The organism is Propionigenium maris DSM 9537, from assembly GCF_027925155.1.
In the GTDB taxonomy this organism is placed as follows: domain Bacteria; phylum Fusobacteriota; class Fusobacteriia; order Fusobacteriales; family Fusobacteriaceae; genus Propionigenium; species Propionigenium maris.
In genome coordinates this window covers 30,739-52,431 of record NZ_BSDY01000021.1, presented here as the reverse complement: position 1 = coordinate 52,431, position 21,693 = coordinate 30,739, and the positions used below count along the sequence as shown (strand labels likewise).

Below are 21,693 nucleotides of genomic sequence, written 5' to 3'. Positions count from 1 at the left end.
ATGATAATGTATTTTAAATTATCACCAAAAGTTAAAAAATCTCCTTATAAATGATATACTTAAATATAAGAAAGTAAGAATTAGAGATTGTCTATATTTTACGTAGTTAAGGACCAATTGCTGATGGTATTGGATTAGTTAGGAAATAATCTTCCTAAGAACTTTAGTCGATAAAAATAGAGAAATTAGGGGGGCCGGAAGGCTCCTTTTTTATTGTCTAGGAGATTATAAAAAACCTTACTCATTATTAAATGATTGAAGTATAAGATGAAGTTAAAAGAGATCGAATTGGTAGGTGGTTGTCTTTTTGAATGGATACTGATAAAATATATTGAAAAAAATAACCGATTTAAAAAGGGAGAGATTTATGAAAAAATTTACACTACTTTGCATTGCTTTGGCATTTACAGCCTGCATGAAAAAAGAGGTTGAGATGGGCGATCCAAAACTAGATCTTAAGGGGGGAAAGCTATACTATAAGGAAAAGTTATTCACAGGAACACTTATCAAAAAAGTACCTTTAACTGAGGACAAGTTTATCAAAATTCAGTATAAGGATGGGGTTATTACATCTGAATAAGGTTATCTATAATTTTACTCAGTTAAGAACCAATTCGATACCTTTGTCTTGATACAAATGTATCCGAAAAATCAAGACCTACGATAAATGTCTTTTAGAGTTTATACAGAGTTTCCCTTCCTTCTTACAGGCTCAAGATTGAACCTAATAAGTCCGACGGAAGGAAGCTGGAAAATACTGTGAAGCTGGACGACTATCTTCAGTCGATAAAAAAAATTAGGGGAGCCGTAAGGCTCCTTTTTTATTTGAAGTTAACCAAGGGCTTACCTTATTATTCAGACAATAGATATAAATCATGAGGGGCGATGTCAGCATGGGCTTTGCACGCATGACAAAAAAACTTACCCGCCACTGCCAGGGGGAGAAAATGAAAAATATTGCCCATAGGGGAATTGACCGGTGGGAGATCCCGGGTAAGAGTGAGAATAGAATGGACCTGGTAAGGGAGGAATTGTTTTGAGCAAGTTTGTCATTGGAAACATAGGAGGTCTTTAAAATCGAAATAAGAGCTTTAAAGGGGTAAAGGGCGAATGGCAAAAAATGTATTAAATACCCCAGGGATGGAATTTCACATTTAATATTTTAAACATTAATTAAGAAAATAGAAGAATGGTTTGACATACTGCTCTATAATTAGATAAAATGCTATAACTTAAAGATAGTAATCTATATATAATAGGGGGAAATTATGCAGGATACGAGAATCATGATACAGAAAAATATAAAGGCAGATGGAGTCATAACAGCAGAAGAAGTGAAGCAAGAAGTGAATAAGTGGAAAGAGGAAAAAAGAAAAACAGGAATGGCTTTTAGAGTAAAGTCTGAGATAGAAACAACTTTCGTTTATGAGGATATGCAACATATGTACGTAAAAGTTTTTTATTATGACGATATTCACGGATAAGATAAATAGTATAAGTATATAGATATAGAAAAACGGCCTCAACGATGAGGTCGTTTTTTAGTTAACCAGTTATTTTACCTTCATAAAAAATTTTCACTGCCACTGCCTTATTGGTATTTAATAAAAAATAATTATTTTTTAAAACATTTGTTTTTGAATTTTGAAAGTAGTAATATAAGAAATATAAGGGGGAGCGTTATGGAGATGTTATCTAAACAAGTAATAATAAATATTATAAGTGCTATAGTTGGTGGGATCGTTGTAACTATATTTTCAAATATTAACAAAATAAGCTGTTGGATAAAAGAAAGGAAACGTTTAAATTAAAGAAGATGTCTTAAAATACTGGACAAATGAGGGAGATACTTATTCAAAAGAAAAAATATTTTTACATTTAAATTTTAATGACCCTAATAACTTATCAGGTATTTTAAATTCTCCCAGTTTTAAAAATGATTTAAATGTCCATATTGAAAAAATAGGTATATTTTCTTGCATAATTTTAGTGACGAAATCTGTAGGGTGGCGGGAATGTCCTATTGCAAAAGTTAAAATAACTTTTAAACCTAACACAAAGCTATGTTTTGAGAGAGATAGAATTAAATGGAAATTAATAAAAGAATATAACCACCCCTTTTCCTATAAGATGCCTAAGAAATCAGTTCTATGGATTAGATAAATATTTATTAATGGGATCAGGCTTGTAAAAATAATATGGAGAAGACTTATTATAGCCTTCTCTTTTTAAATATTTTTTCTTTTATAAATCTAGCGCCCTCTCAAGGTGATCAGGCTTTTGCAGGAAAAATTAACTAGTCCGTCAAACAGAATGAGTTCCGCAGTTCTTTACATAACTCTTATCTTACAAAGCGAGGACTGTAGCTCACAAAGGACGTATATGGAGCCTTAACTCGGGAAGCGTTTGAGAGGGCTAGACTTTCTTTGGTTCGTTTCTTGTGTCATTACAAGAAATGAACATAAAAAGTTATCTTAAATTCCCACCCCCAAGATATCACTCCCATGTCACACAAAAAACACAAAGAGGGTGTACTATATCCCCATAGCAAGATAACTTGCATAACTTTTTCATAAAAACTCCCAAATTAAAAAAGGTGAAGATCCCCGTCTTTACCTTTTTTAATTTCAAAGTAATAGATCAATTATAAAAAATTAAAAAGGAATATATATTCTCTTTCGTAAAGAGTTGTAACTATAAAAACAGGAGGAGGAAATCTATGAAAAAGATATTGTTGGTTTTAATGATGGTTATTTTGACAAGTTTATCCCTTGCAAGGGACAGGGATAATGCAGACTTCTATGATCTTTACAATGAAGCCTACAGAGCGGTGGAGACCCCTGGAATGCACAAAGATATCGGTATGGAGGCAGATGAGGTAGAGATAGTAAAAAATATTATCAACAAGGGGTGGTATGAGCTTAAGATCATGGAAGCGGATAAGCTCAGGGAGGTCTTTGCCATCGATAAACTTCTTATAGACGGACCAGGTAACAGGGAGAAGATAGATGGGCATTTTAAGAGGATCAGAGAGATAAATGCTGAGATGGACAGGGTATATAACGATACAGGTAGAGAACTAAAGAAGCACATAGATTTAGATAAGGCCAAGTAGCTTTAAAACCTTCAGTCATAGGGCTGAAGGTTTTTTATTGCAAAGGGAGGGGATCTCTGCTTCTTTATAGGGGAGATTATCACAAAAACAACACAAAACTTTCATATAATTTATTTAGAAGAATATATTTTGGAGGAAACTATGAAAAAAGGAATTTTAATCTTATTTACTCTCCTGGCTGTGAGCGGATGTAACTCCATCAGTGCTGAGGGAGATTACGGGAGTATCACCATAAAGGATAAGGATCACTCTCATACCCATTCAAAGACTAAAAAGTCAAACGGGAATGCTTACGGGCACAACAATCCAAACAATCCCCACTATAAAAACTAGGAAGAGGAAGGCTGTAATGGTCTTCTTTTTTAATATTTTATTTTTTAAATAAAATATTAAACTTTTGAAGGTTATAGAGGTGAGCGATAAATTTTTTTCACTCTCTCAAGAGAGCGAGGTACTTTCTTACCATGATGTAAGAAAGTACCCAAAGAAGATCTAGTCCTACGTAATGTCTCTTTTGTTTGTTGTTACTATCCAACCTTTGACAGCTACAATCATAACTCTATGGGGAAAGAATATTGTAAAACGTTACGATAAACTTGTTCTACTTGACGGTCTAGTAGATTTGAAAAGTACAAAGTAACATCGACTACTTCGGACATTTTACTGTTTTACAAAGATAGAGTTAAAAAGGTCGATTGTAGGTAGTCGTCGTACTTCACTTATCATTTCTGCATCGTTTCGTCAAACAGAATAGGTTCTATCTAGAGCCTATGAAAAGAAACGAAAACTTTGGTCTACTTAGAGAGACTATTATCGGAAGTCTTGATTTTCTTTGGTTCGTTTTACCTTTATTATTATTTTTCTTTAGGAAACTTTAGAAGAATGGTATATCAAGACAAGAAATGAACTTCCTTATTATAGAAGATTCCAAGGAGGGTAAAAGAGTCGAATAAGATTTAAAGGTTATCTTTATCTCAGGAAGGATAAAGGGAACAGAAAGAGAAAATTCAAATATTTTTGAAAAAATTAATAGAACAAAGATCTAATATCTCCAATGCTTAAAAAGAGAATTTTCTAAAAAAATATTTTTTCTCCTTGAAAGGTGTCAGGTGACGTACCCCAGGAGATAAAAAATCCATATAATAACCACATAAAATAACAGATTGAGATGAAGGAACGGTGAAAAATACCAAATAAAAGGTATAGTGGTTGGATATCGTATTATGGAAGCTTTAAGGAGATGAGAGAGATGAAAAAGATGTTATTATTGGGAATGTTAGTAATAGGTGGCTTATCATATGGAAGAGATTTTGAGTATAGAGAGAGTAAGGAGCTTCAGGTAGTTCAGAGTGTAAATAGCGAGGATCAGTCTATGATCTCAAGGGAGAGGGAGATCTCTAAGAACAATTTAGAAGTTTACTCGGAGTTCCACAGAGATCTGGACAATCTTGACAGGGGTCACGAGAATAGATAGTTAATTTATTTAATTGAAAGCCGCCGTTATTGGCGGTTTTTTATAGTATCTTCAATAGAATTTGGAACTTTCTGGAATAAAGTGACAAAAAAATGCTCAAAAAGTGGCATAGGCAAATTTATGAGTATATAATAATAATACTAAGGGGGGATTGTTATGAAAAAAATAGTCTATTACTACAACGGGAGAAAGATAGTGGCTACTAAGGAGAGTAAGTTAAAGATAACTTCAGTAGCCGGCAGTGATGAGGTTCAGTACTTCCTTGATGGAGTAGAGGTATCCAAGGATATCTATACCTATGTTGAAAAGACAATAAAGGACTGGTAGGATATGGGAGTTTTATAGCTATAGTTGGCCATATTCCAAGTTGATGAGGGAGCTCTTATGGGAGCTCCTTTCCTTCTCTCTTGATAGTGTTTAGAGGAGTAGTAGCTGGAAACACAAATTATTTTACATTGGTTACTTCTTTTTTGCACTAACTAAAGGGAAGAAATGCCCTTGGGGTACAAGAGAGAAGTAACAGAAAAAAGTTATCTTAAATTAAAACCTTTAACATATCATCTCTGTGCCATACAGAGGACACAAATGCGGAGTATTATATCCCCATAGCAAGAGGAAGTGCATAACTTTTTCATAAAAAACTCTCCCCAAAAAGGTGAAGATATCTGTCTTCGCCTTTTTTACTTTAGAAAAGTAGTTCATTCTTTGCTTGTCCAAAGAATGAACCAAGAAAGGACACCTCTGTTGAAAAATACTATTCCATAATCTTAAAGTTTTGAAAAAATCGTATCGAAAGCTATAGTTTTTGGAGAGTCGACGACGTTTTCTAAAACTTTAATTCATATTTCATTTACGTATTTATCAAATGAGGAATTCAAAGAAAGCAACAATCTCCTTGTATTCTTTTATGGCTGAAGGCGGTCGTTCAACATCGCTGGAGGTACGTACGTCGTTCCGTCGGGCTGAGCAGGTTCTATCTAGAGTCCAGCAAAGGAACGGAAGTTATGTGATTGCTATGTAAGACAATTGCTGAAAGTCTTGATTTTTTAGGTACCTTTTGTATCAAGACAAAAGGTACAAAAAGCTTATAGCTAAAGAAGTTATTTTATAATAAGAACCTCTCTTCACATAAGATTCTAAGGAGGGTAAAAGAAGGGAAGAAGGTTTAGGGTTTATCTTTATCATAGGAAGGATAGAGTGAGAAGAAAAAATCCAAATAATTTTGAAAAATATTTTAGATGGAAAAGCTAATATCCATAATATCTTAAAAGGGAATTTTTTAAAAAAATATTTTTTATATTTAAAAGGTGTCAGGTGACGTACCCTAGAGAAGAAAAAATCCATATAATGACCACATAAAATAACAGATCAAGATGAAAGGTTGATGAAAAATACCAAATAAAAGGTACAGTGGTTGGATGTCGTATTTTGGGAGCTTTAAGGAGATGATTGAGATGAAAAAGATGCTATTAGTGGGAATGTTAGTAATAGGTGGCTTATCATATGGAAGAGATTTCGAGTACAGAGAGAGTAAGGAGCTTCAGGTAGTTCAGAGTGTGAATAGCGAGGATCAGTCTATGATCTCAAGGGAGAGGGAGGGTTCCAAGAACAATCTAGAAGTATACTCGGAGTTTCACAGGGAACTGGACAACATGGACAGAGGTCACGAGAACAGATAAGCGAAGATAGATATCATATTATAGAGGATTAAGGAGATGATTGAGATGAAGAAGATGTTATTATTAGGAATTTTAGTAATAAGTGGCTTATCATATGGAAGAGATTTTGAGTACAGAGAGAGTAAGGAGCTTCAGGTAGTTCAGAGTGTAGGTAGCGAGGATAAGTCGATGCTGTCAAGAGAGAGGGAGATCTCTAAGAACAATTTAGAGGTATACTCGGAGTTTCACAGGGAACTGGACAATATGGACAGAGGTCACGAGAACAGATAAGCGGAAGATAGATATCGTATTATAGAGGATTAAGGAGATGATTGAGATGAAGAAGATGTTATTATTGGGAATGTTAGTGATAGGTGGGTTATCATATGGAAGAGATTTTGAGTACAGAGAGAGTAAGGAGCTTCAGGTGGTTCAGAGTGTAAATAGCGAGGATAAGTCGATGCTGTCAAGGGAGAGAGAGATCTCTAAGAACAATTTAGAGGTTTACTCGGAGTTCCACAGAGAGCTGGACAACATGGACAGAGGTCACGAGAATAGATAAGGGATTCAGGTAGAGGTATCATTAACCCGGAAGGGTATGAGCAGTAGATAGGGCTAGTGTATAGAAGGTAAAAGTTAGTAGTAATTTCATAAAAAACTCCCCCAAAGGTGAAGAGTCTCCGTCTTCATCTTTTTTTATTTGTGAGATACCTTAAATTCTAAAGGAAGAAAAAGGATTGAATAAAATTTCATTTATTATATAATTAATATTGTTTCTTTATCAGGCTTGTTATATGGAAAAAGGGAGGTACTATGTTCTGTAGAGAGTGCGGAAGGGAGATAGATGAAGATGCTAAGTTTTGTAAGGAGTGTGGAGTAAGAGTTAGATCTGAAGGGGAGCATAGGGAGAGAGGGTTTGATATGAATATACCTCTAATTAAAGCAAAACCTGTTTTTATACCCTGGGCGACGATGGTAGCAGTACTGCCCCTTCAACTATTTATGACAGTATGGGCAGGAGGATTTTTTGGAGGGTTCAGTATGATTGGAGCCACTGCAATTGGCCTTCACCTTCCCCAAGGGTCTACCTTTATCTTCTTTGGGGCCTTAGCTTTCTTTGGTGTACCACTTTTTACCTACTACAATAAGAAAAAGACCTATGCCAAAACAAGGTATGTATTTTATTCGGATCGTCTGGAATACGATGAAGGGTTTTGGACTACTGAGAGGAAGAGCATTAAGTATAAAAATATTACAGAGGCCAATATAAGAAGGGGAGTTATCCAAAAAATGTATGGTCTGGGAACCATTATATTATCAACTCCTGCAACTGGTATACAGAGGGGGCGAGCCAGAAGCGGTATTAAAATTTCAGATATAGAGAACGCAGAGGAGGTCTACAAAAAGATTCTTCAGCTGATCTCTTAGAGGAGATAGCTTGGGAAAAGAAAGGGTGTGGTATTCCTCTACCTCAAAAAAGTTATATTAAATTTTAAACTACAATATATCATTTCTATGGCATATAAAGGACACAAATTCAGGGTATTATATACCCATAGCAAGGAGGAACTTGCAAAACTTTTTCATAAAATCTCCCCAAAAAAGGTGAAGATCCCCGTCTTCACCTTTTTTATTTTTTTCCAGAAAAAAATTAATTAATACCTTCCCTGTATTCACTTCAAAAAATGGAGTTAGAGAGGAAAACCTAGAGGTTTTATGAATAATTTAAAGGCTAAAGAGCAACTCCAGAAAAGTTATGCTTTTATAATATAATATGAAGAAATTTTTATATTATGAGAGGGCCTGATTATGAAAAAAACTTATTTAGATAGGTGAAGAGGGAGCCTATAGGACACCTATAGCTTATTCAGACCAGACTCTTAAAAGGAGGAGGTTATGAGAAAGGTATTGATAGGACTTTTAATTTTTGGAAGTATAGCTGCCTATGGAGGGGAAGCTGCAAATGACATCTTGATAAGGGCACATGTGGGAGGAGCATTTACAGAGTTTGAGGACTTTGAAGATGAGGAAACCCTTGCATATGGTGGAGAAGTGGAGTATCTCAGGGGAGGAATTGAAAAGAGAGCCCGTTATGGTATTGGTATAGGGGCGACTAGATTTGACTGGGATGACGATTTTGATTTCATGGTATATGAAGCTTACCTCACTGCCAAGTGTGTCCACCCTACAGGTTTCTATGCACAGCTCAAGGTTGGATGGGCAGATGGAGATGAGGAAGTAGATGATGAATCTAACAGAAGTAAGTTTGAGATTAGGGGTCCAATGGCTGGTGTATCCTATGGGCATGAGTGGGAGAGCAAGTTCTCCTTTGAGCTAGGTGTAAAAGTATACGATATAGAGAGAAGCACAAAGGGAGACGACGACGTAGAGGATGATGCCTGGCAGCACTACTGGTACGCTGGTTTTGGTTACAGATTCTAAAATTAATAGTGTAAGGCAGCAGCTAAGGCTGCTGCTTTTTTTATGAGCAGTAAGGGAAGAATAAGGTTGCGGAAGTGCCTTTCAAGTAATTTTAATTTTGAGGAAGTAATTTTCTATAATTAGTGTAGCGGGAGGTGACAGAATGATCCTAGAAGAGGGAAGGGTTCTAGCTTATTCATACTCTGCACCTGGAAGGAAGCCAGATGTATCTGAGGAGGAATGGATGCCGGAAGATGAGGTGGAAGTAGTAGAGGATGAGTGGTTACCCGAGGATGAGCCCAAGGTATCTAAGGATGAGTGGGTTCCAGAGAGTTAGATAAAATAAAAAGGTGGAATAGGCCACCTTTTTTTCTTACCTTATATTTTCTTCCTTTAGCTTATCCATGACACCCTTCAGCTCCATATCCTCCATAATAAAGTTTATTAACGATACCATATCATACTCCCCCTTGGGAATGAGGTATCCCAGTTGATTTTTTGTCATTGGATTATCTGTCATAGGGGATGCCAGTTCCCTGTAGTTATTGGCATAGTGGATCCCCTCTGGAGTCTCGGAGATCATAACATCTACCTCCCCCTTCATAACTGCCATGGGTACATCCAGGTTATTTTTATACCTCACTATCTCGGCATTTTTGATGTTGGCTTCTGCAAACTTCTCATTGGTTCCCCCGATATTTATCCCAACTCTGACACCAGGCTGATCTATAGCTTCAAGGGAGGTGTATTTCCCTGCATCCTCTTTTCTGACGATGGGACACTTCCCATAGGTAAGGTAGGGTCTGGAAAGCTCTGCTCTCACCTTTCTCCCTGTATTTCTGGAGATTCCCCCCATGGCTATATCAAACTTATCCCCCTCTAAATCATCTAAGAGAGTCTTCCAGGTAGTAGGTACAAACTCAACCTCTACTTCCAGCTCCTGGGCTATATATTTTGCCACCTCTATATCATATCCCTCATATCTTCCATCCTCCACGTGGGTAAATGGCCTGTAGTCCCCTGTAGTTCCCACTCTTATCCTTCCGGCTTCTAATATTTTCTCCACCCTTCCCTCTCCCATGGCGGAGATGCTCATAATGACTATCATCAATATTAAAACTATCTTTTTCATATTTCTTCCCCCTTCTCTGCAGAATCCTTCCCTGCTGTCTATAGGATAGATTATAACTCAAAGGGCTCCTCAGGGGTATCTATCAATGGATTTATTTTTTTGTTCGGTTTGTAGAGAGGAAACCTATATTTTTATAAGTTGAAAAGTTATCTTTCAATAAATCCTGTAGGAAGGGATAGAATGCCTCTAATTAATTTTTGATTTTCAGAGGAGATTGAAAGGTTAAAAATCAAGTTTCAGAAAGAGAATTTTTATTTTCTTTTGGTGTCAGGTGACGTGTAATATACTCTAAAAAACTTATATAATAACCACATAAAATAACAGAGGAAAACATGAAAGTAGGGGACCCTGATAGAGGCTAGTATCGTATGTTAGTTTTGAGGAGATGAGAGAGATGAAGAAGATGTTATTAGTGGGAATGCTTGTAATAGGTGGATTATCATATGGAAGAGATTATGAGTATAGAGAAGGTCAGGAGCTCCAGGTAGTGCAAGATGTAGTAAGAGAGGATCAGAGTATGATCTCCAGGGTAAGGGAGCAGTCGGAGAAAAATATGGATATCTATTCTGAGTTCCACAGAGAGCTGGATACCATGGGCAGAGGTCATGAGAATAAATAAAGTTATGTAGACTGGAAGAACCGCCATCTCTGGCGGTTCTTTTTTTTTTAGAAAAGTATAATTTTATTAAAACTTTTCATGAAGTAATTAGTGTTTTTACCGACTATCGGGATGCAACGTCAAGTTGCTTTTTATGCTTCCTCCTGGGGAGTATTAGCTAGGGTATCCTTTATATAGAGAAGGAAGATCCCCAATCCCACTATTGAAAGGATAAGGCTGATGAGTGTGAAGAAACTCAGTCCCACCACTAAAATGAGGGAGAGGAAGTAGTTGTAGCGATCTGAAAGAGCAACTACTAAAAATGACTTTGATACTATAAAAATAAAGAAGTAAGCCATCATTATTCCCAAGCTGTATATTCCAAGAAGAGGAAGGGTGATAACTGAAAAAACCGGAAGTACTACCATAAAGAAGATTCCTGTGAAAAATGCCAGGAGCCCTTTCTTGAATAGGCTTTCAGAGAGTCCATTAGTTATTGATGAAGACCTTCTCAGAAGGAAGCTTATAAAGAGGATTCCCAGAAGTGAGTGAAGGAGGGAGGCCATTCGAAGAATCCCCCAGCTCCTTTTCACCATCTCACCCTTGACCTTATGAGGAATCTCCTCTGGAGAGTAGATCCTTCCCAGGATCCTTCCATCTCCTCTAAGCTCTACCCTGCTTGTTGTGGAGTAGAGATCTCCCTTTACGGTACCGCTTATATAGATCCTGTCAGCAGCAGCAAAGAGGTTGTCCACCTCTCCTGTGATATCCACTTCCCTTGCAGCTACCACTATATCCTTGGTAGTTCCATTAAAGAGTATAGAATCGGCTGCAGCTACCACTGCCTCTCCTACCCTTCCGTTAACTGTGAGATTTTTAGAGGCAGAGACCAGGATGCTCTGGATATCTCCCCCTATATTTATCTCAGTTGCAGCTGCAACTACATTTCTGCTGTTGTTATTTATATCCAAAAACTTAGAGGCTGAGATGACAGACCCCTCCACCTGAGCATTTACAGTAAGCCTCTCTGAAGCAGAGATCAGGTTCCCATCAACGGGGGTCCCAATGGTAACCCTGTCTCCCTTAATGGGTATTGTGTAGACAGATGAAAAAATAAGCATAAAAAATATCAATATTCCCTTCATATAAGCTCCCCTCCTTTACTGTAGTTTATATAAATATAGAGGGAATCCTCCTAAGAAAAGTTTTTTAGGGGACTCCAAGGGTAGGGATAACCTTTGAAGTTTTTTATGTGGAACAAGAGGGTGTTTTCTTCCATCACTTAAACCACATATTAAAGGGGTATAATCTCTGTGAAGTATTTAACCGGAGGATTAGATGAAAAAGATTTTAGCCCTACTTACAGTAGTTTTTACCCTTGTATTGGGAAGAGTTACCTATGCCCATGAGGGGTGTCAACACCATAAAAATCACCACCATGGGAATCACTGGTGTAAAAAACACAGGTGTGAACACCACAAGAAGAAAAAGCATAAGGAGTGCAGGAAAAAGCACAGGAAGTGTGAGAAAAACCATAAACACAGGGATACCTGTATCGTAGTTTCAAGGAGAAGGAGTATAACGATCAACTTTTAGTATCTTCCTTCCAATAAAAAAGGAACCCCTGGGGGTTCCTTTTTACATGGCTTTATTAATATTACCAGCGAGCATATTTTCTGTTCTATGGATTTACAGTACAAGCCCACATGGCCAGAAGGGGCTCTCCCATAGTCTCAATTGCATGGGCTTCAGTAGAGTTCTGGATGAAGTACTCCCCAGGTTCTCTAACCACCCCCTCCTCTTCCCTTCCCTTCCACTTGGCTCTTCCAGAGAGGACAACCCACATCCTGGAAGCAGGATTGAGGTTGTGATAAAGTTCATTGGAGCCCAGGAGAAATAATCCCACCAGGATCCTGTTGCTGTAAAATAGGAAGGGACTCCCCACTCTCTCTTCCCTCCCACCTACAATATTTGTACAGTAATACTCCACCTTCCTGGCTTCACTCCTGTCCCTGTTGAGGTTGTTTGGATACCAGTGTATATGGGGGTTAGTTTCAACTAAAATTCTGTTAAATCTATTCAATGACTTTTTAGGAGTATCTCCATTGAGTAGAGCAGCATTAAATAACTTAACCAAAGTATCTGTATTTGCAGGTTTTTCAGTAGAGCATATTGAAATATTATTGAGTTCTCCAATAAGTTCATTGAGTTCCCTTCTTCCCTTTAAGGCAGTAGCTTCAATTAGCTTCCAAAAATTAAGAAGAGCTGTACCTAATCTACCATAACCACTTTCAAAGTCAATATTTGGCATATATTCCTCCTAAAAATTATACTAATAAGATATTACTTCATCTTTTCCAAAAAAGATATAGTTTTTCATGGACTAAGTAAAGTAAATGTTCAGAATAGTGAAATAATTAAAGTTACAATAAAAATGGAATTCCTTACAGTGGATATTCACCTAATAATAGGAACTTTTGTTTAGTGCAGAAGGTAGGGAGGGAATGATCTTCTACCGGTAAAATAAATTTTCTTCCAGGAGACCCTATACTTATAGTGGGGTTAGAGGTCCAGGGGCAGTGAATTTTCAGGTGATTAAAGGGTAGGTGGCGGTTTGGTGAACCTTAATTCTTGAAAGGAGGAGTCATGAAAAAAATTTTGGTGTGGGCATTACTTCTCTGGAGTGCTGTAATTTACGGCGAGGAGCTTGGAAGGGGTATCTTGGCGAGGGGAAGCAGCAAAGAAATGATTTTGGAGTTAAATAAATTTTCAGGGTATGGTGAAAACTTTGATATCTTTAGGAAGCTCATGGGAGAGGGGAGTGGAGACAATAGATTTGGACTAAATACCTTTACATCTGGTTTCTCATATATCTTTGAGTGGGAGAACTGGATGTCCTTTGAGTTGGGTGTAAAAGTTTATGTTCTGGATGAGGAAGTGGAAGAGGAGGAGTACCTGGAGGAGGAAGCATGGCAACACTCCCTCTATGCCAGCATAGGCTATAGATTCTAGAGGAAGACAGGAGCCTTTTGAGGTTCCTTTTTTATTTGAAGGCAGTAAAAATTTATAATTTTGCAGCATCCTATATTCACCCCAATAATTTAACTTATGAGAGGTTGCAGAGGAACTTCTGTGAACACTTCACCCATCTATGGAATAATCTTTGAAGTAACAGGAATTATAATATATTAGAAGGAGTTTAGAATACTATGGATCTATTAATCCCTTTAAGTATAGAGGATGGCTAATTTTGAGAGGGGGTGCAGAGATGGATGGAATTATCCTAGGAATATTTATACTGGTATTCTTTGTAGTGGCAGGAGCCTTTAAAAAAGGAGGAAGAAGATATTTTGAGGGAGGCCTGTCTCTCATGGGATATAGGTGTATAGAGGTTTCAGATGATGGGCTAAGAGATGCTCTCTGGGATGCGGTGCAGCAGCTGGAAGAATATACCTCTACCCGAAATAAACTGAGGGAAAGCGACCTGAGAAGGATAAAAAGTCTCAATGCTATGATCAAGGGGATAGGGAGTCTGGAGGGACTGGACCTTTCGATACTTCAGAACCTGATGGAACTGAATCTGAGCTATAATGGAATAAGAAGCCTTAAGGAGGTTAATTTTAATGGACTCCACAGGTTGAAGACCCTTTCACTTACCTTTAATGTACTGGAAAGTCTTGATGGGGTAGACTTCAGGGGGCTGGATAACTTAAAAACTCTCAACCTCAATGAAAATGAGATAGACAGAGTAGAGGGAGCAGAGGTGGGCAGTCTTCATAACTTGAGAATCCTCGATCTGGGATTAAATAAGATCTCCACCTTGAAGGGCTTGGATCTGGGGGGACTCTATAACCTTAACTATTTAAACCTCAGGTTAAATCATATAAGGAGTTTTGAGGGAGCAGATTTTAAGAAGCTGCACAGTCTGAGATACCTCAATCTAGATTTTAATAGGATAGATACAATGGCCGGCTTTAGGGAAGCGGTGGCAGGTCTCAACAACCTCACTGTGAGTATGTATGACAATCCCGTTATAGCAACAGAGGAGTACAGAAGGTTAAAGGGAGACGGGGACAGTAAGATCACCTTTGTTCCTTAAAATATGGAGCTTTTAAAGGAATAGGAGAGGAAGGATGCCCCTTCCATGACTATCTGATAGCTAAAAAAGACCTTTACAGGTCTTTTTTTTATGTGGTGAAACTTTAAAGGTTGTGTTTTAGAGTCTGAAATAAGATTGTAGACAATCTATTGTATTCAAGGGAGTTAGATGAGTGAAAATTCAACTGCAAAAAAGTACTCGGTAGACTGGGAGTCGTAGGCCACTCTTATCTTCTCTCTGTTAACTTTTATGTGTTTGTCAAACTCCTTTAGGTAGTTCTTCCTGATTAGCTCAATGGACTCCAGGCTGAGGTTCTCCTTAAAGCCATGGATGTAGATAGACATATACTTGTCGATGAGATCTCCCTTAAGGGGAATAAGAAGATAGGAAGTGGAAAAGTCCCCTGCTGAAAACCCCTCTACAAAGTAGATCCTGTCTTCATAGGAGTCGATGGTCTTCTTTTGTGAAAACTCCCCCTCTCTTCCTCTTAAAGAGTAGGTTATTCTAAAGTCTTCTATAGCTCTTAAACGGTCATCCTTTAATATAAAGTTCTTATTATTAATAATAATCATTTTTTCACTCCTAAAAAAGCATTATAGTTCAGTAGATTATAGAGGAATTCATAATAAAATACAACCAAATTAAATAATTGTTCACTTATAGGTAGACTTTTAGTCAAATAAACATATAATGGAAAACAAATCTTAGATATGTAGATAGAAGTAGAGGAGTCGGAAGATGCTTTTCCTCACAAGATTGACTTAGGGGAAGGTATCTTCTTTTTTTATTTTTACATAGGAGGTGATTTTTTGAAAGTATAGCAGTTTGAGGGGTCTATCTTCCTTGGAGTGAAACTATTACATAATCACTTTCAAAAGTAAGGGTGATGTGATAGACTTAAAATTGTGCCTTAAAAAAGAAAATGTGTTTATTAAAATAGAAATTAGGAGGAAATTTGTGAGGGAGAGATATGGTCTGTTAGTTTGTTTTTTACTGCTGTTAGGAGGTCTGGTATATGGAGAGGATTACATCTCCTCGGGAATATACTCACCAGATGAGATCTCCTACATAGAGAAGCTGCAGAGAGAGAAACTAAAGCTGGGAGCCTATAGTGGAAGCCGTTTTTTGGATGAAAAACAACCGGAGAAAAGCCTGGTATATAAGTATGAGAGGCTTATGGAGGAGTTCTTTCATCTGGATGTGGATGTGGAGATAGATTCCTGGGAGCATCTCTACGATAAATTCAGAAGGGGAGAGGTAGATCTTCTCCTTAACCTTGTAGTTACAAGGGAGAGGGAGAAGGAGTTTAACCTTACCACTCCCATATATGAAAATAAGATCTATATAAGTGTAAGGGAGGACAGCATTCCCCTGGATTCCTGGAATGACCTGGAAGGAAGGGAAATTGCGGTTCTGAAGTCATCCTACTACAGTGACTACCTAAAAAAGTTTAGGGAGAAAAACTATATAGATTTTAAGATAAGGGAAGTGGATTCAGCTCCAGGTTCTGGAGAGTATGACTATGCTGTACTTCCCTCGGAGAAGGTCCATGAAAAGTACAACTTGAAGAAGTTGGAGCTGGGAGAGGGAGAGCCCATGGGAATAGGTGTTGCCAGGGATAAGCCTCAACTCAGGGAGATCCTGAATAAAGCCTTGGACTACAGGCTAAAGGATGAGATCCTAGATTTTATGGCCGGAGACAGAAGCAGGAGGATAAGGAGGGATTTCTATGAGGTTCTCACACCAGAGGAGAGGGAGTATCTGGAGGGAAAGGAGAGTATAGAGGTATTCTTTGAGAAGGACTTTTATCCCATGGTCTACTACGATAGAAGCAAGGAGGAGTATGACGGTATCTTTGTAAGGGGGCTCACCCAGCTGAGCGGACTTCTGGGAAAGCCTGTGAAACTTCTCAATGGAAGGGGAGAAGCCTGGGATGAGATATATAATAGGTTTAAGGGGGGAGAGGGAGACTTCCTTCCCATGTACTTCACCTTTGAAAGGGCAAGAAATCATGAGTTTTCAAGAGCCTTGGATTATAGAGAGATATTTCTTGTGGGGAATACCCAAAGGGATCATAAAGAATATATGGGGGTAGGAGCTGTAGAGGGGGATATAACCGATGAGGCTTCTAAAAGGTATGTAGCTAAGGATAGAGAAGTAGTGCTTTATAAGAACTCCGAGGAGATGCTGGAAGCCCTTAAAAAGGGGAGGATAGGAGCCTGTATAATGGATGAGGATATGTTTACCTACTTTAATCAGACAAGGTTCGATCTAAAGCTTGAAAAGATAAGGGATCTGGGACACTTTCCCCTGTGCTTCGCTTTCCAAAACGGGAGGAGCCTCCTGGTAAGCATAGTGAAGAAGGCCGGGGACCATCTAATCAACTACTCAGAGGTAAAGTCCAAATTTCTGGAGGAGAGGCTTCTTATAAAGGCAGCAAAAGCTATAGAATATAAGCGGAAGAGAAAGCTTATCAGGGAGCTAATGCTTCTTCTTGTGGGATCGGTGGGGATGACGGTTCTTATAAACAGGCACTCATGGAATAGGAAGCTTCATAAGCTGGCATACTTCGATCAGCTTACAGCAGCTCTTAACAGGACTAGTTTTACAGAGGAGCTGGAGAACTTGGATTTTCAGGGAGAGCATGGAGTGGGGATGTATATAGATCTCAATGGATTTAAGAAGATAAATGACAAGTATGGGCACCATACAGGAGACCTCATCCTCAAGGAAACAGTTGAAAGACTTCACAAGCTCTTTAAGAGGAGGGAGGTCTTCAGACTGGCAGGGGATGAATTCTTTGTCCTTCAAAAAGAGGGAACCCTTGCAGAGAGCATGGAGCTGGCTCACAGGGCGGTAAGGGATCTGGAAAAGCCTATAAATCACTTGGATACCAGCATAGGAATGGGAGTAAGTATTGGTATGTGTGAAGTGAGCAGCGGGGTCAGGGACCCTCAGGAGTTTATCCATTGGGCTGATGTGGCCATGTACTCTGCAAAAAAGAGTGGAGAGGACTCCATAGTAGTTGCCACAGAGGAACTGGTGAGGGAGTTTGACAGCCAAAAGGAGCTTATGGAGGAGTTTAAGAGAGCCCTCATGAAGGAGGAGATAGTTCCCTACTTCCAGCCTAAGGTAGATCTCAAGACCGGAAGGATAACCGGCTTAGAAGCTCTGGCAAGATGGAAGCACAGGGAGAGGGGCTTCATATCCCCCGGAACCTTCATTCCCATGGCAGAGGAGATGGGCCTTGTATCCAAGGTGGACTTTATAATTGCTGAAGCTACAATAAAGGCTCTGAAAAATTGGATAACCAGGGGAGTAGTAGATAAAAACTTCAAGGCTTCATTCAATATCTCGGTGAGGACCTTTGAGGATATAGATGTCTCTGAAAAACTGAAGTTTCTCCTTGAAAAGCATGGTGTTTCAGGGGAAGCTGTAGAGGTTGAGGTAACTGAGAGTGTCTTCATAAATAAGATAAACAAGGTTATGGGGGAGCTCAGCTGCTTAAAGGATGAACTGGGAATGACAGTTGCCCTAGATGACTTCACAGCAGGGCACTCATCCCTTAGGGAGCTGGGGAAGCTCTCCATAGATACCCTTAAGTTTGACAGGGGGCTCCTTATGGCTATCAAGGAGAATGCAAAGAGGGGAAGAATAATATACAGCAACCTAATAAACCTCTGCAATGATATGGGTTATAACTCTGTTGCTGAGGGAATTGAGGATGCCTGGGAGAGGGACTTCTTGAGAGAGGAGGGAGTAAGCCATGGCCAGGGATACTACTTTGGAAGACCTATGCCAGAGGAATCCTTTGGGGAACGACTAGCTGAAGAAAGAAGGGGTTAGAGGAGTATTTGTTATAGAAGGTATAGGAAAGCCACGCTTTGTCGTGGTTTTTTTCTTGGGCAGATTTACATAATGGGGTATATTCTTCTAGAAAGGAGGGGATTCTATGGAGGAGTGCGTGTTTTGTAGGATTGTTAAGGGGGAGCACAGGGCGACAATCGTCTATGAGGATGACCTGGTTGTGTCCTTTATGGATATAGATCCAATCAGCAGGGGGCACCTGCTAATTGTTACCAGGGAGCACAGGGGAGATCTGGATGAACTGACCTCAGAGGAATCTAGAAGGGTGATGGAGATATCTAAAAGGCTGTTGAAGATCCTGAAGGAGAGGTATAATCCCATGGGGTACAGCATCATGCAAAATGGTGGAGATTTCAATGATATAGGCCACTACCACATGCACCTCTTTCCCAGGTATGCTGCCGGGGACTTCGGATGGGTATCCAAGGAGGTAGAGGGGCACGATATAGAGGAAGAGGGAAGGAAGATAGCTGGAGGGTTAGACCGGGTTGAAAGAGAAGAATGGAGGTAGAGGAATGGATGAGATAAGAGCTCCCAGAGGGGAGGAGGCAGAGGTGCTGGAAGCCTTCTTTAAAAGGGTCATAGAGGACACCATAGAGAAGGAGCAGATCGAGCTGCCCTACTTTCTAGAGGAGGAGGTAGGAGATAAGATGAAACTCCTGAGAAAGTATCTGGCTGCAGAGGATGAGGAAAGGATATTTTTAGTGGCCTGGTACAGGGGAAGGATAGTAGGGACGGTCTCCTATGCTCCCTGCAATGAAGCGGTTGTGGAGATTTTAGGAGAGGAACTGGTGGATACCGGGGAGATAGGAACAGTTTATGTAGATCCAGAGTACCAGGGAAGGGGTCTAGGAAGCGCTCTCTTCAGTGTCATATGTGTGGATCTTATAGAGAGGGGAATAGAAAGCTTCTACCTGGACAGCGGATACAAGAGGGCTCAGGGGTACTGGACAAGAAAGCTGGGGGACCCAGTGAGGGTGGCCAAGGACTACTGGGATAAGGGGGCGGACCACATGATATGGTATAAAAAAATCGGATGATCTACCTCACAGGGAAGACTTTAATTTGTCTTCTCTTTTTTTTTTGTGATATACTAAAGTGTATCTAATATAAGGGGTTATATAAGATTAAAAAGAAGGGTGGCTCTAGAAGGCCATTAAATCGGGGGCAGATAGATGGGAGATTATGGAGAAGTGGCTGTGGAGGTCACTAAAAGAATTAGCGGAAAGGAAAGGTTTGATATCTACAGGATGTGGGAGAGGATAGTAAGGGAAAACTTTGAAACAGAATCCCACATAAGAAATACAAGTCCCAGAGGAGTGTACTTAGCTCTCTGTGAGAGCGGTCTAATTGTAGGAATAGAGGCAGGAAAATACAGTAAAAAGTGTCTGAAACAGAGTAAGGATTATGCCCTTACAGCTGTGGAGCTTCTAAAAAGGGATGCCATCTACAGGGGAATGACTCCTGGAGAGCTCTGGAGGGAAGTGGAAAAAACAGGAAAGAACCACAATCATCAGATGGATGTGGTGATAGCTCTTTGGAGGGCCGGGATGATTGTTTAAAAGCTTATTCTTGGAAGGAGCAGATATTAAAAGAAGGATGTTTAGTCACAGCACAAGCTGTGACTTTTTTTATTTGGATTAAAAAAATGGGAGGAAAGGATTAAAAAATAAGAAAGTAATAAATAAGGGATAGAAGGGGTGAGTGAAATGGTTAGTTATAGCAGCTTCCACAAGAAGAGCCTCATGTTTATTTCAGTATTCTTTCTAACATTTTTGATGATAACGGTATTTCTAGTGGTGGATCACAGAAAAATTACAAGGTCTCAGATTATAGATCTTCAGATGATAGTTCTTCAAAACCTTAATAGAAACTATATATCTGCAGAGATAAGTGAGATGGAAAAAAACTTTGATCACCTCTACTCTCTTCTTGATTTTCAAAAGGTAGAGGAGGGCAGGGTAGAGGAGTATTATAACCTTTGGGAGGAGTACCTAAGTTTAAACAGAGATATAAGCCATATCTATCTGGGAAAGCCCGAAAATGAGATATATGTAAGGCCTGAATGGAAGCCCAAGAAGGGGTTCTACCTTATGAATCGTCCATGGTACAGAAGTGCTCTTGAAAATCCAGGAGAAAACAACTGGAACCTCTATGCAGACCACAACGATCTGTCCATACAACTTTCTATTTCAAGGGCTATCCCCCTTGGAGGGGGTAAAAAAGCTGTAATGGGGATGGATCTGGGGCGGGATAAGATCTCAAACTATCTTTCAAGGATAATAGAGAGCTCATCTGTAGAGGAAACATTTATTTACAATGGTTTCACCAGTATACACGGAGTGGACAGAAAACTTCCTTCAGAGGATTTTTTAAGGGTGGCAAGGGACAGCAGAATGAAGGGGGAAAGGGGACACTTTAAGTATGGCGACTGGTATGTGCTCTATGACACAATTACTCCAACTATGTGGAAGCTGGTGAGGGTATTAAACTACTATGAGATGAATAGGGAGTTAAATTCCTACTTAAAGGTAACCTATATAATGCATATTTTTGAGATCTTAGTGGGGATAGTACTTATAATTATCTTTCTCAAGAGAGTTAACTACACTAACTTTAAGGTGGAGGAGATACTGATATCTCTCAGGGAAAAGATGGAGCCCATAGATTTTAAGGAGTATCCTCTGGAATACCACCATATTCTAAGGGAGATAGAAAAAACCTCTGAACACTTAAATGAGGTCCGACAGGATGCTATCTTTGATAAACTTACCTCCCTCTATAACAGGGGTTCCTTCGAGAAGGAGACGGAACTCCTGAAGAAAAGCACTCTGAAATACAGGATAACGTTCCTTGATCTGGATAACTTTAAGAGTATAAATGATACCTTTGGTCACCAGGTGGGAGATTGTGTCTTGAAGAGAGTGGGGGAGGTTATAAGGGAAAGTATAGGAAGAAGTGAAAGGGCTTTCAGGTATGGAGGGGAGGAGTTTGTAGTGGTAAGTTTTCAGGAGGAGGTTAAAGTTATTGAGATGGCTGAAAGTATCAGAAGCAAGGTGGAAAACCTTAGCTGGAGGGAGGGATTTAAGAGTACAGTTAGTATAGGGATGGCAGGTTCAGGGGAGGACACTCTAGAGGAGACCCTTATAAAAGCAGATAAACTTCTCTATGAAGCAAAGGCTCAGGGAAAAAATCAAGTGAAGTGGGATTGCTCCACAAGATAAATGGTAGAGCTAATATATACTTTATAAGCCAGGAAATTTTCCTGGCTTTTTCCTTTTAAAAAAAGGAATTGATGAAAAAAATTAAAAGTAATTAAGAGGCAAGGG

At 39.1% G+C, this 21,693-nt stretch carries 26 protein-coding genes; 22 read left to right on the top strand and 4 right to left on the bottom strand.

What is annotated here, in order from left to right; all coding sequences use genetic code 11:
* Positions 1-367 precede the first annotated feature (367 nt).
* From QMG11_RS16005 to QMG11_RS15945, 13 genes are all read left to right on the top strand, one after another.
* Positions 368-580, top strand: a complete 213-nt coding sequence (locus QMG11_RS16005; RefSeq protein WP_281837331.1) for a hypothetical protein — start codon at positions 368-370, stop codon at positions 578-580.
* Between the two features lie 688 nt (positions 581-1,268).
* Complete coding sequence (locus QMG11_RS16000) at positions 1,269-1,484, top strand: hypothetical protein (RefSeq protein ID WP_281837330.1); 216 nt, start codon at positions 1,269-1,271, stop codon at positions 1,482-1,484.
* 198 nt (positions 1,485-1,682) lie between these two features.
* The gene (locus tag QMG11_RS15995; RefSeq protein ID WP_281837329.1) at positions 1,683-1,811 is read left to right on the top strand and encodes a hypothetical protein; all 129 of its coding nucleotides are present in this window, start codon (positions 1,683-1,685) and stop codon (positions 1,809-1,811) included.
* A gap of 908 nt (positions 1,812-2,719) precedes the next feature.
* On the top strand, positions 2,720-3,115 hold the full coding sequence (locus tag QMG11_RS15990) for a hypothetical protein (protein ID WP_281837328.1): 396 nt from the start codon (positions 2,720-2,722) through the stop codon (positions 3,113-3,115).
* 141 nt (positions 3,116-3,256) lie between these two features.
* Positions 3,257-3,448, top strand: coding sequence for a membrane lipoprotein lipid attachment site-containing protein (locus QMG11_RS15985; RefSeq protein ID WP_281837327.1), 192 nt, complete (start codon positions 3,257-3,259; stop codon positions 3,446-3,448).
* 916 nt (positions 3,449-4,364) lie between these two features.
* On the top strand, positions 4,365-4,589 hold the full coding sequence (locus QMG11_RS15980; RefSeq protein WP_281837326.1) for a hypothetical protein: 225 nt from the start codon (positions 4,365-4,367) through the stop codon (positions 4,587-4,589).
* 156 nt (positions 4,590-4,745) lie between these two features.
* Positions 4,746-4,916: a hypothetical protein gene (locus tag QMG11_RS15975; RefSeq protein ID WP_281837325.1), complete on the top strand. Its 171-nt coding sequence runs from the start codon at positions 4,746-4,748 to the stop codon at positions 4,914-4,916.
* Between the two features lie 1,127 nt (positions 4,917-6,043).
* A complete protein-coding gene (locus tag QMG11_RS15970) occupies positions 6,044-6,268 on the top strand; it encodes a hypothetical protein (RefSeq protein WP_281837324.1) in 225 nt (74 codons plus the stop codon).
* A 45-nt stretch (positions 6,269-6,313) separates the two neighbouring features.
* Positions 6,314-6,538: a hypothetical protein gene (locus QMG11_RS15965; RefSeq protein WP_281837323.1), complete on the top strand. Its 225-nt coding sequence runs from the start codon at positions 6,314-6,316 to the stop codon at positions 6,536-6,538.
* A 46-nt stretch (positions 6,539-6,584) separates the two neighbouring features.
* Positions 6,585-6,809, top strand: coding sequence for a hypothetical protein (locus QMG11_RS15960; RefSeq protein ID WP_281837322.1), 225 nt, complete (start codon positions 6,585-6,587; stop codon positions 6,807-6,809).
* 251 nt (positions 6,810-7,060) lie between these two features.
* A complete protein-coding gene (locus QMG11_RS15955) occupies positions 7,061-7,675 on the top strand; it encodes a PH domain-containing protein (RefSeq protein WP_281837321.1) in 615 nt (204 codons plus the stop codon).
* A 468-nt stretch (positions 7,676-8,143) separates the two neighbouring features.
* A complete protein-coding gene (locus tag QMG11_RS15950; RefSeq protein ID WP_281837320.1) occupies positions 8,144-8,689 on the top strand; it encodes a hypothetical protein in 546 nt (181 codons plus the stop codon).
* 142 nt (positions 8,690-8,831) lie between these two features.
* Positions 8,832-9,005, top strand: a complete 174-nt coding sequence (locus QMG11_RS15945) for a hypothetical protein (protein ID WP_281837319.1) — start codon at positions 8,832-8,834, stop codon at positions 9,003-9,005.
* Positions 9,006-9,041: 36 nt separating this feature from the next.
* On the opposite strand, the gene QMG11_RS15940 is transcribed toward QMG11_RS15945, so the two are convergent.
* A complete protein-coding gene (locus QMG11_RS15940) occupies positions 9,042-9,800 on the bottom strand; it encodes a transporter substrate-binding domain-containing protein (RefSeq protein ID WP_281837318.1) in 759 nt (252 codons plus the stop codon).
* Positions 9,801-10,194: 394 nt separating this feature from the next.
* Here QMG11_RS15940 and QMG11_RS15935 point away from each other — a divergent pair, with 394 nt between their 5' ends.
* Positions 10,195-10,419, top strand: a complete 225-nt coding sequence (locus QMG11_RS15935) for a hypothetical protein (RefSeq protein WP_281837317.1) — start codon at positions 10,195-10,197, stop codon at positions 10,417-10,419.
* A gap of 131 nt (positions 10,420-10,550) precedes the next feature.
* Here QMG11_RS15935 and QMG11_RS15930 read toward each other — a convergent pair whose 3' ends face one another.
* Complete coding sequence (locus QMG11_RS15930; RefSeq protein WP_281837316.1) at positions 10,551-11,543, bottom strand: bactofilin family protein; 993 nt, start codon at positions 11,541-11,543, stop codon at positions 10,551-10,553.
* 193 nt (positions 11,544-11,736) lie between these two features.
* Here QMG11_RS15930 and QMG11_RS15925 point away from each other — a divergent pair, with 193 nt between their 5' ends.
* Entirely contained in the window at positions 11,737-11,994 is a 258-nt protein-coding gene (locus QMG11_RS15925; RefSeq protein ID WP_281837315.1) for a hypothetical protein, read from the top strand.
* Positions 11,995-12,079: 85 nt separating this feature from the next.
* Here QMG11_RS15925 and QMG11_RS15920 read toward each other — a convergent pair whose 3' ends face one another.
* Positions 12,080-12,709 carry a dimethylsulfonioproprionate lyase family protein gene (locus tag QMG11_RS15920; RefSeq protein WP_281837314.1) on the bottom strand — a complete coding sequence of 210 codons (630 nt, stop codon included), beginning with the start codon at positions 12,707-12,709 and terminating at the stop codon, positions 12,080-12,082.
* A gap of 335 nt (positions 12,710-13,044) precedes the next feature.
* Between QMG11_RS15920 and QMG11_RS15915 the strand changes: the two genes are divergently transcribed.
* Complete coding sequence (locus QMG11_RS15915; RefSeq protein ID WP_281837313.1) at positions 13,045-13,410, top strand: hypothetical protein; 366 nt, start codon at positions 13,045-13,047, stop codon at positions 13,408-13,410.
* A 256-nt stretch (positions 13,411-13,666) separates the two neighbouring features.
* A complete protein-coding gene (locus QMG11_RS15910) occupies positions 13,667-14,497 on the top strand; it encodes a leucine-rich repeat domain-containing protein (protein WP_281837312.1) in 831 nt (276 codons plus the stop codon).
* A 164-nt stretch (positions 14,498-14,661) separates the two neighbouring features.
* Here the strand turns inward: QMG11_RS15910 and QMG11_RS15905 are convergent, their stop codons facing one another.
* A complete protein-coding gene (locus QMG11_RS15905; protein ID WP_281837311.1) occupies positions 14,662-15,069 on the bottom strand; it encodes a hypothetical protein in 408 nt (135 codons plus the stop codon).
* 385 nt (positions 15,070-15,454) lie between these two features.
* On the opposite strand from QMG11_RS15905, the gene QMG11_RS15900 reads away from it, so the two are divergent.
* The 5 genes from QMG11_RS15900 to QMG11_RS15880 all read left to right on the top strand — a co-directional run bounded on the left by QMG11_RS15900 (position 15,455) and on the right by QMG11_RS15880 (position 21,588).
* On the top strand, positions 15,455-18,343 hold the full coding sequence (locus tag QMG11_RS15900) for an EAL domain-containing protein (protein WP_281837310.1): 2,889 nt from the start codon (positions 15,455-15,457) through the stop codon (positions 18,341-18,343).
* A 106-nt stretch (positions 18,344-18,449) separates the two neighbouring features.
* Positions 18,450-18,875: an HIT family protein gene (locus QMG11_RS15895; protein ID WP_281837309.1), complete on the top strand. Its 426-nt coding sequence runs from the start codon at positions 18,450-18,452 to the stop codon at positions 18,873-18,875.
* A gap of 4 nt (positions 18,876-18,879) precedes the next feature.
* Positions 18,880-19,404, top strand: coding sequence for a GNAT family N-acetyltransferase (locus tag QMG11_RS15890; RefSeq protein WP_281837308.1), 525 nt, complete (start codon positions 18,880-18,882; stop codon positions 19,402-19,404).
* 135 nt (positions 19,405-19,539) lie between these two features.
* Positions 19,540-19,926, top strand: coding sequence for a DUF6979 family protein (locus QMG11_RS15885; protein WP_281837307.1), 387 nt, complete (start codon positions 19,540-19,542; stop codon positions 19,924-19,926).
* 147 nt (positions 19,927-20,073) lie between these two features.
* Complete coding sequence (locus QMG11_RS15880; protein ID WP_281837306.1) at positions 20,074-21,588, top strand: sensor domain-containing diguanylate cyclase; 1,515 nt, start codon at positions 20,074-20,076, stop codon at positions 21,586-21,588.
* Positions 21,589-21,693 lie beyond the last annotated feature (105 nt).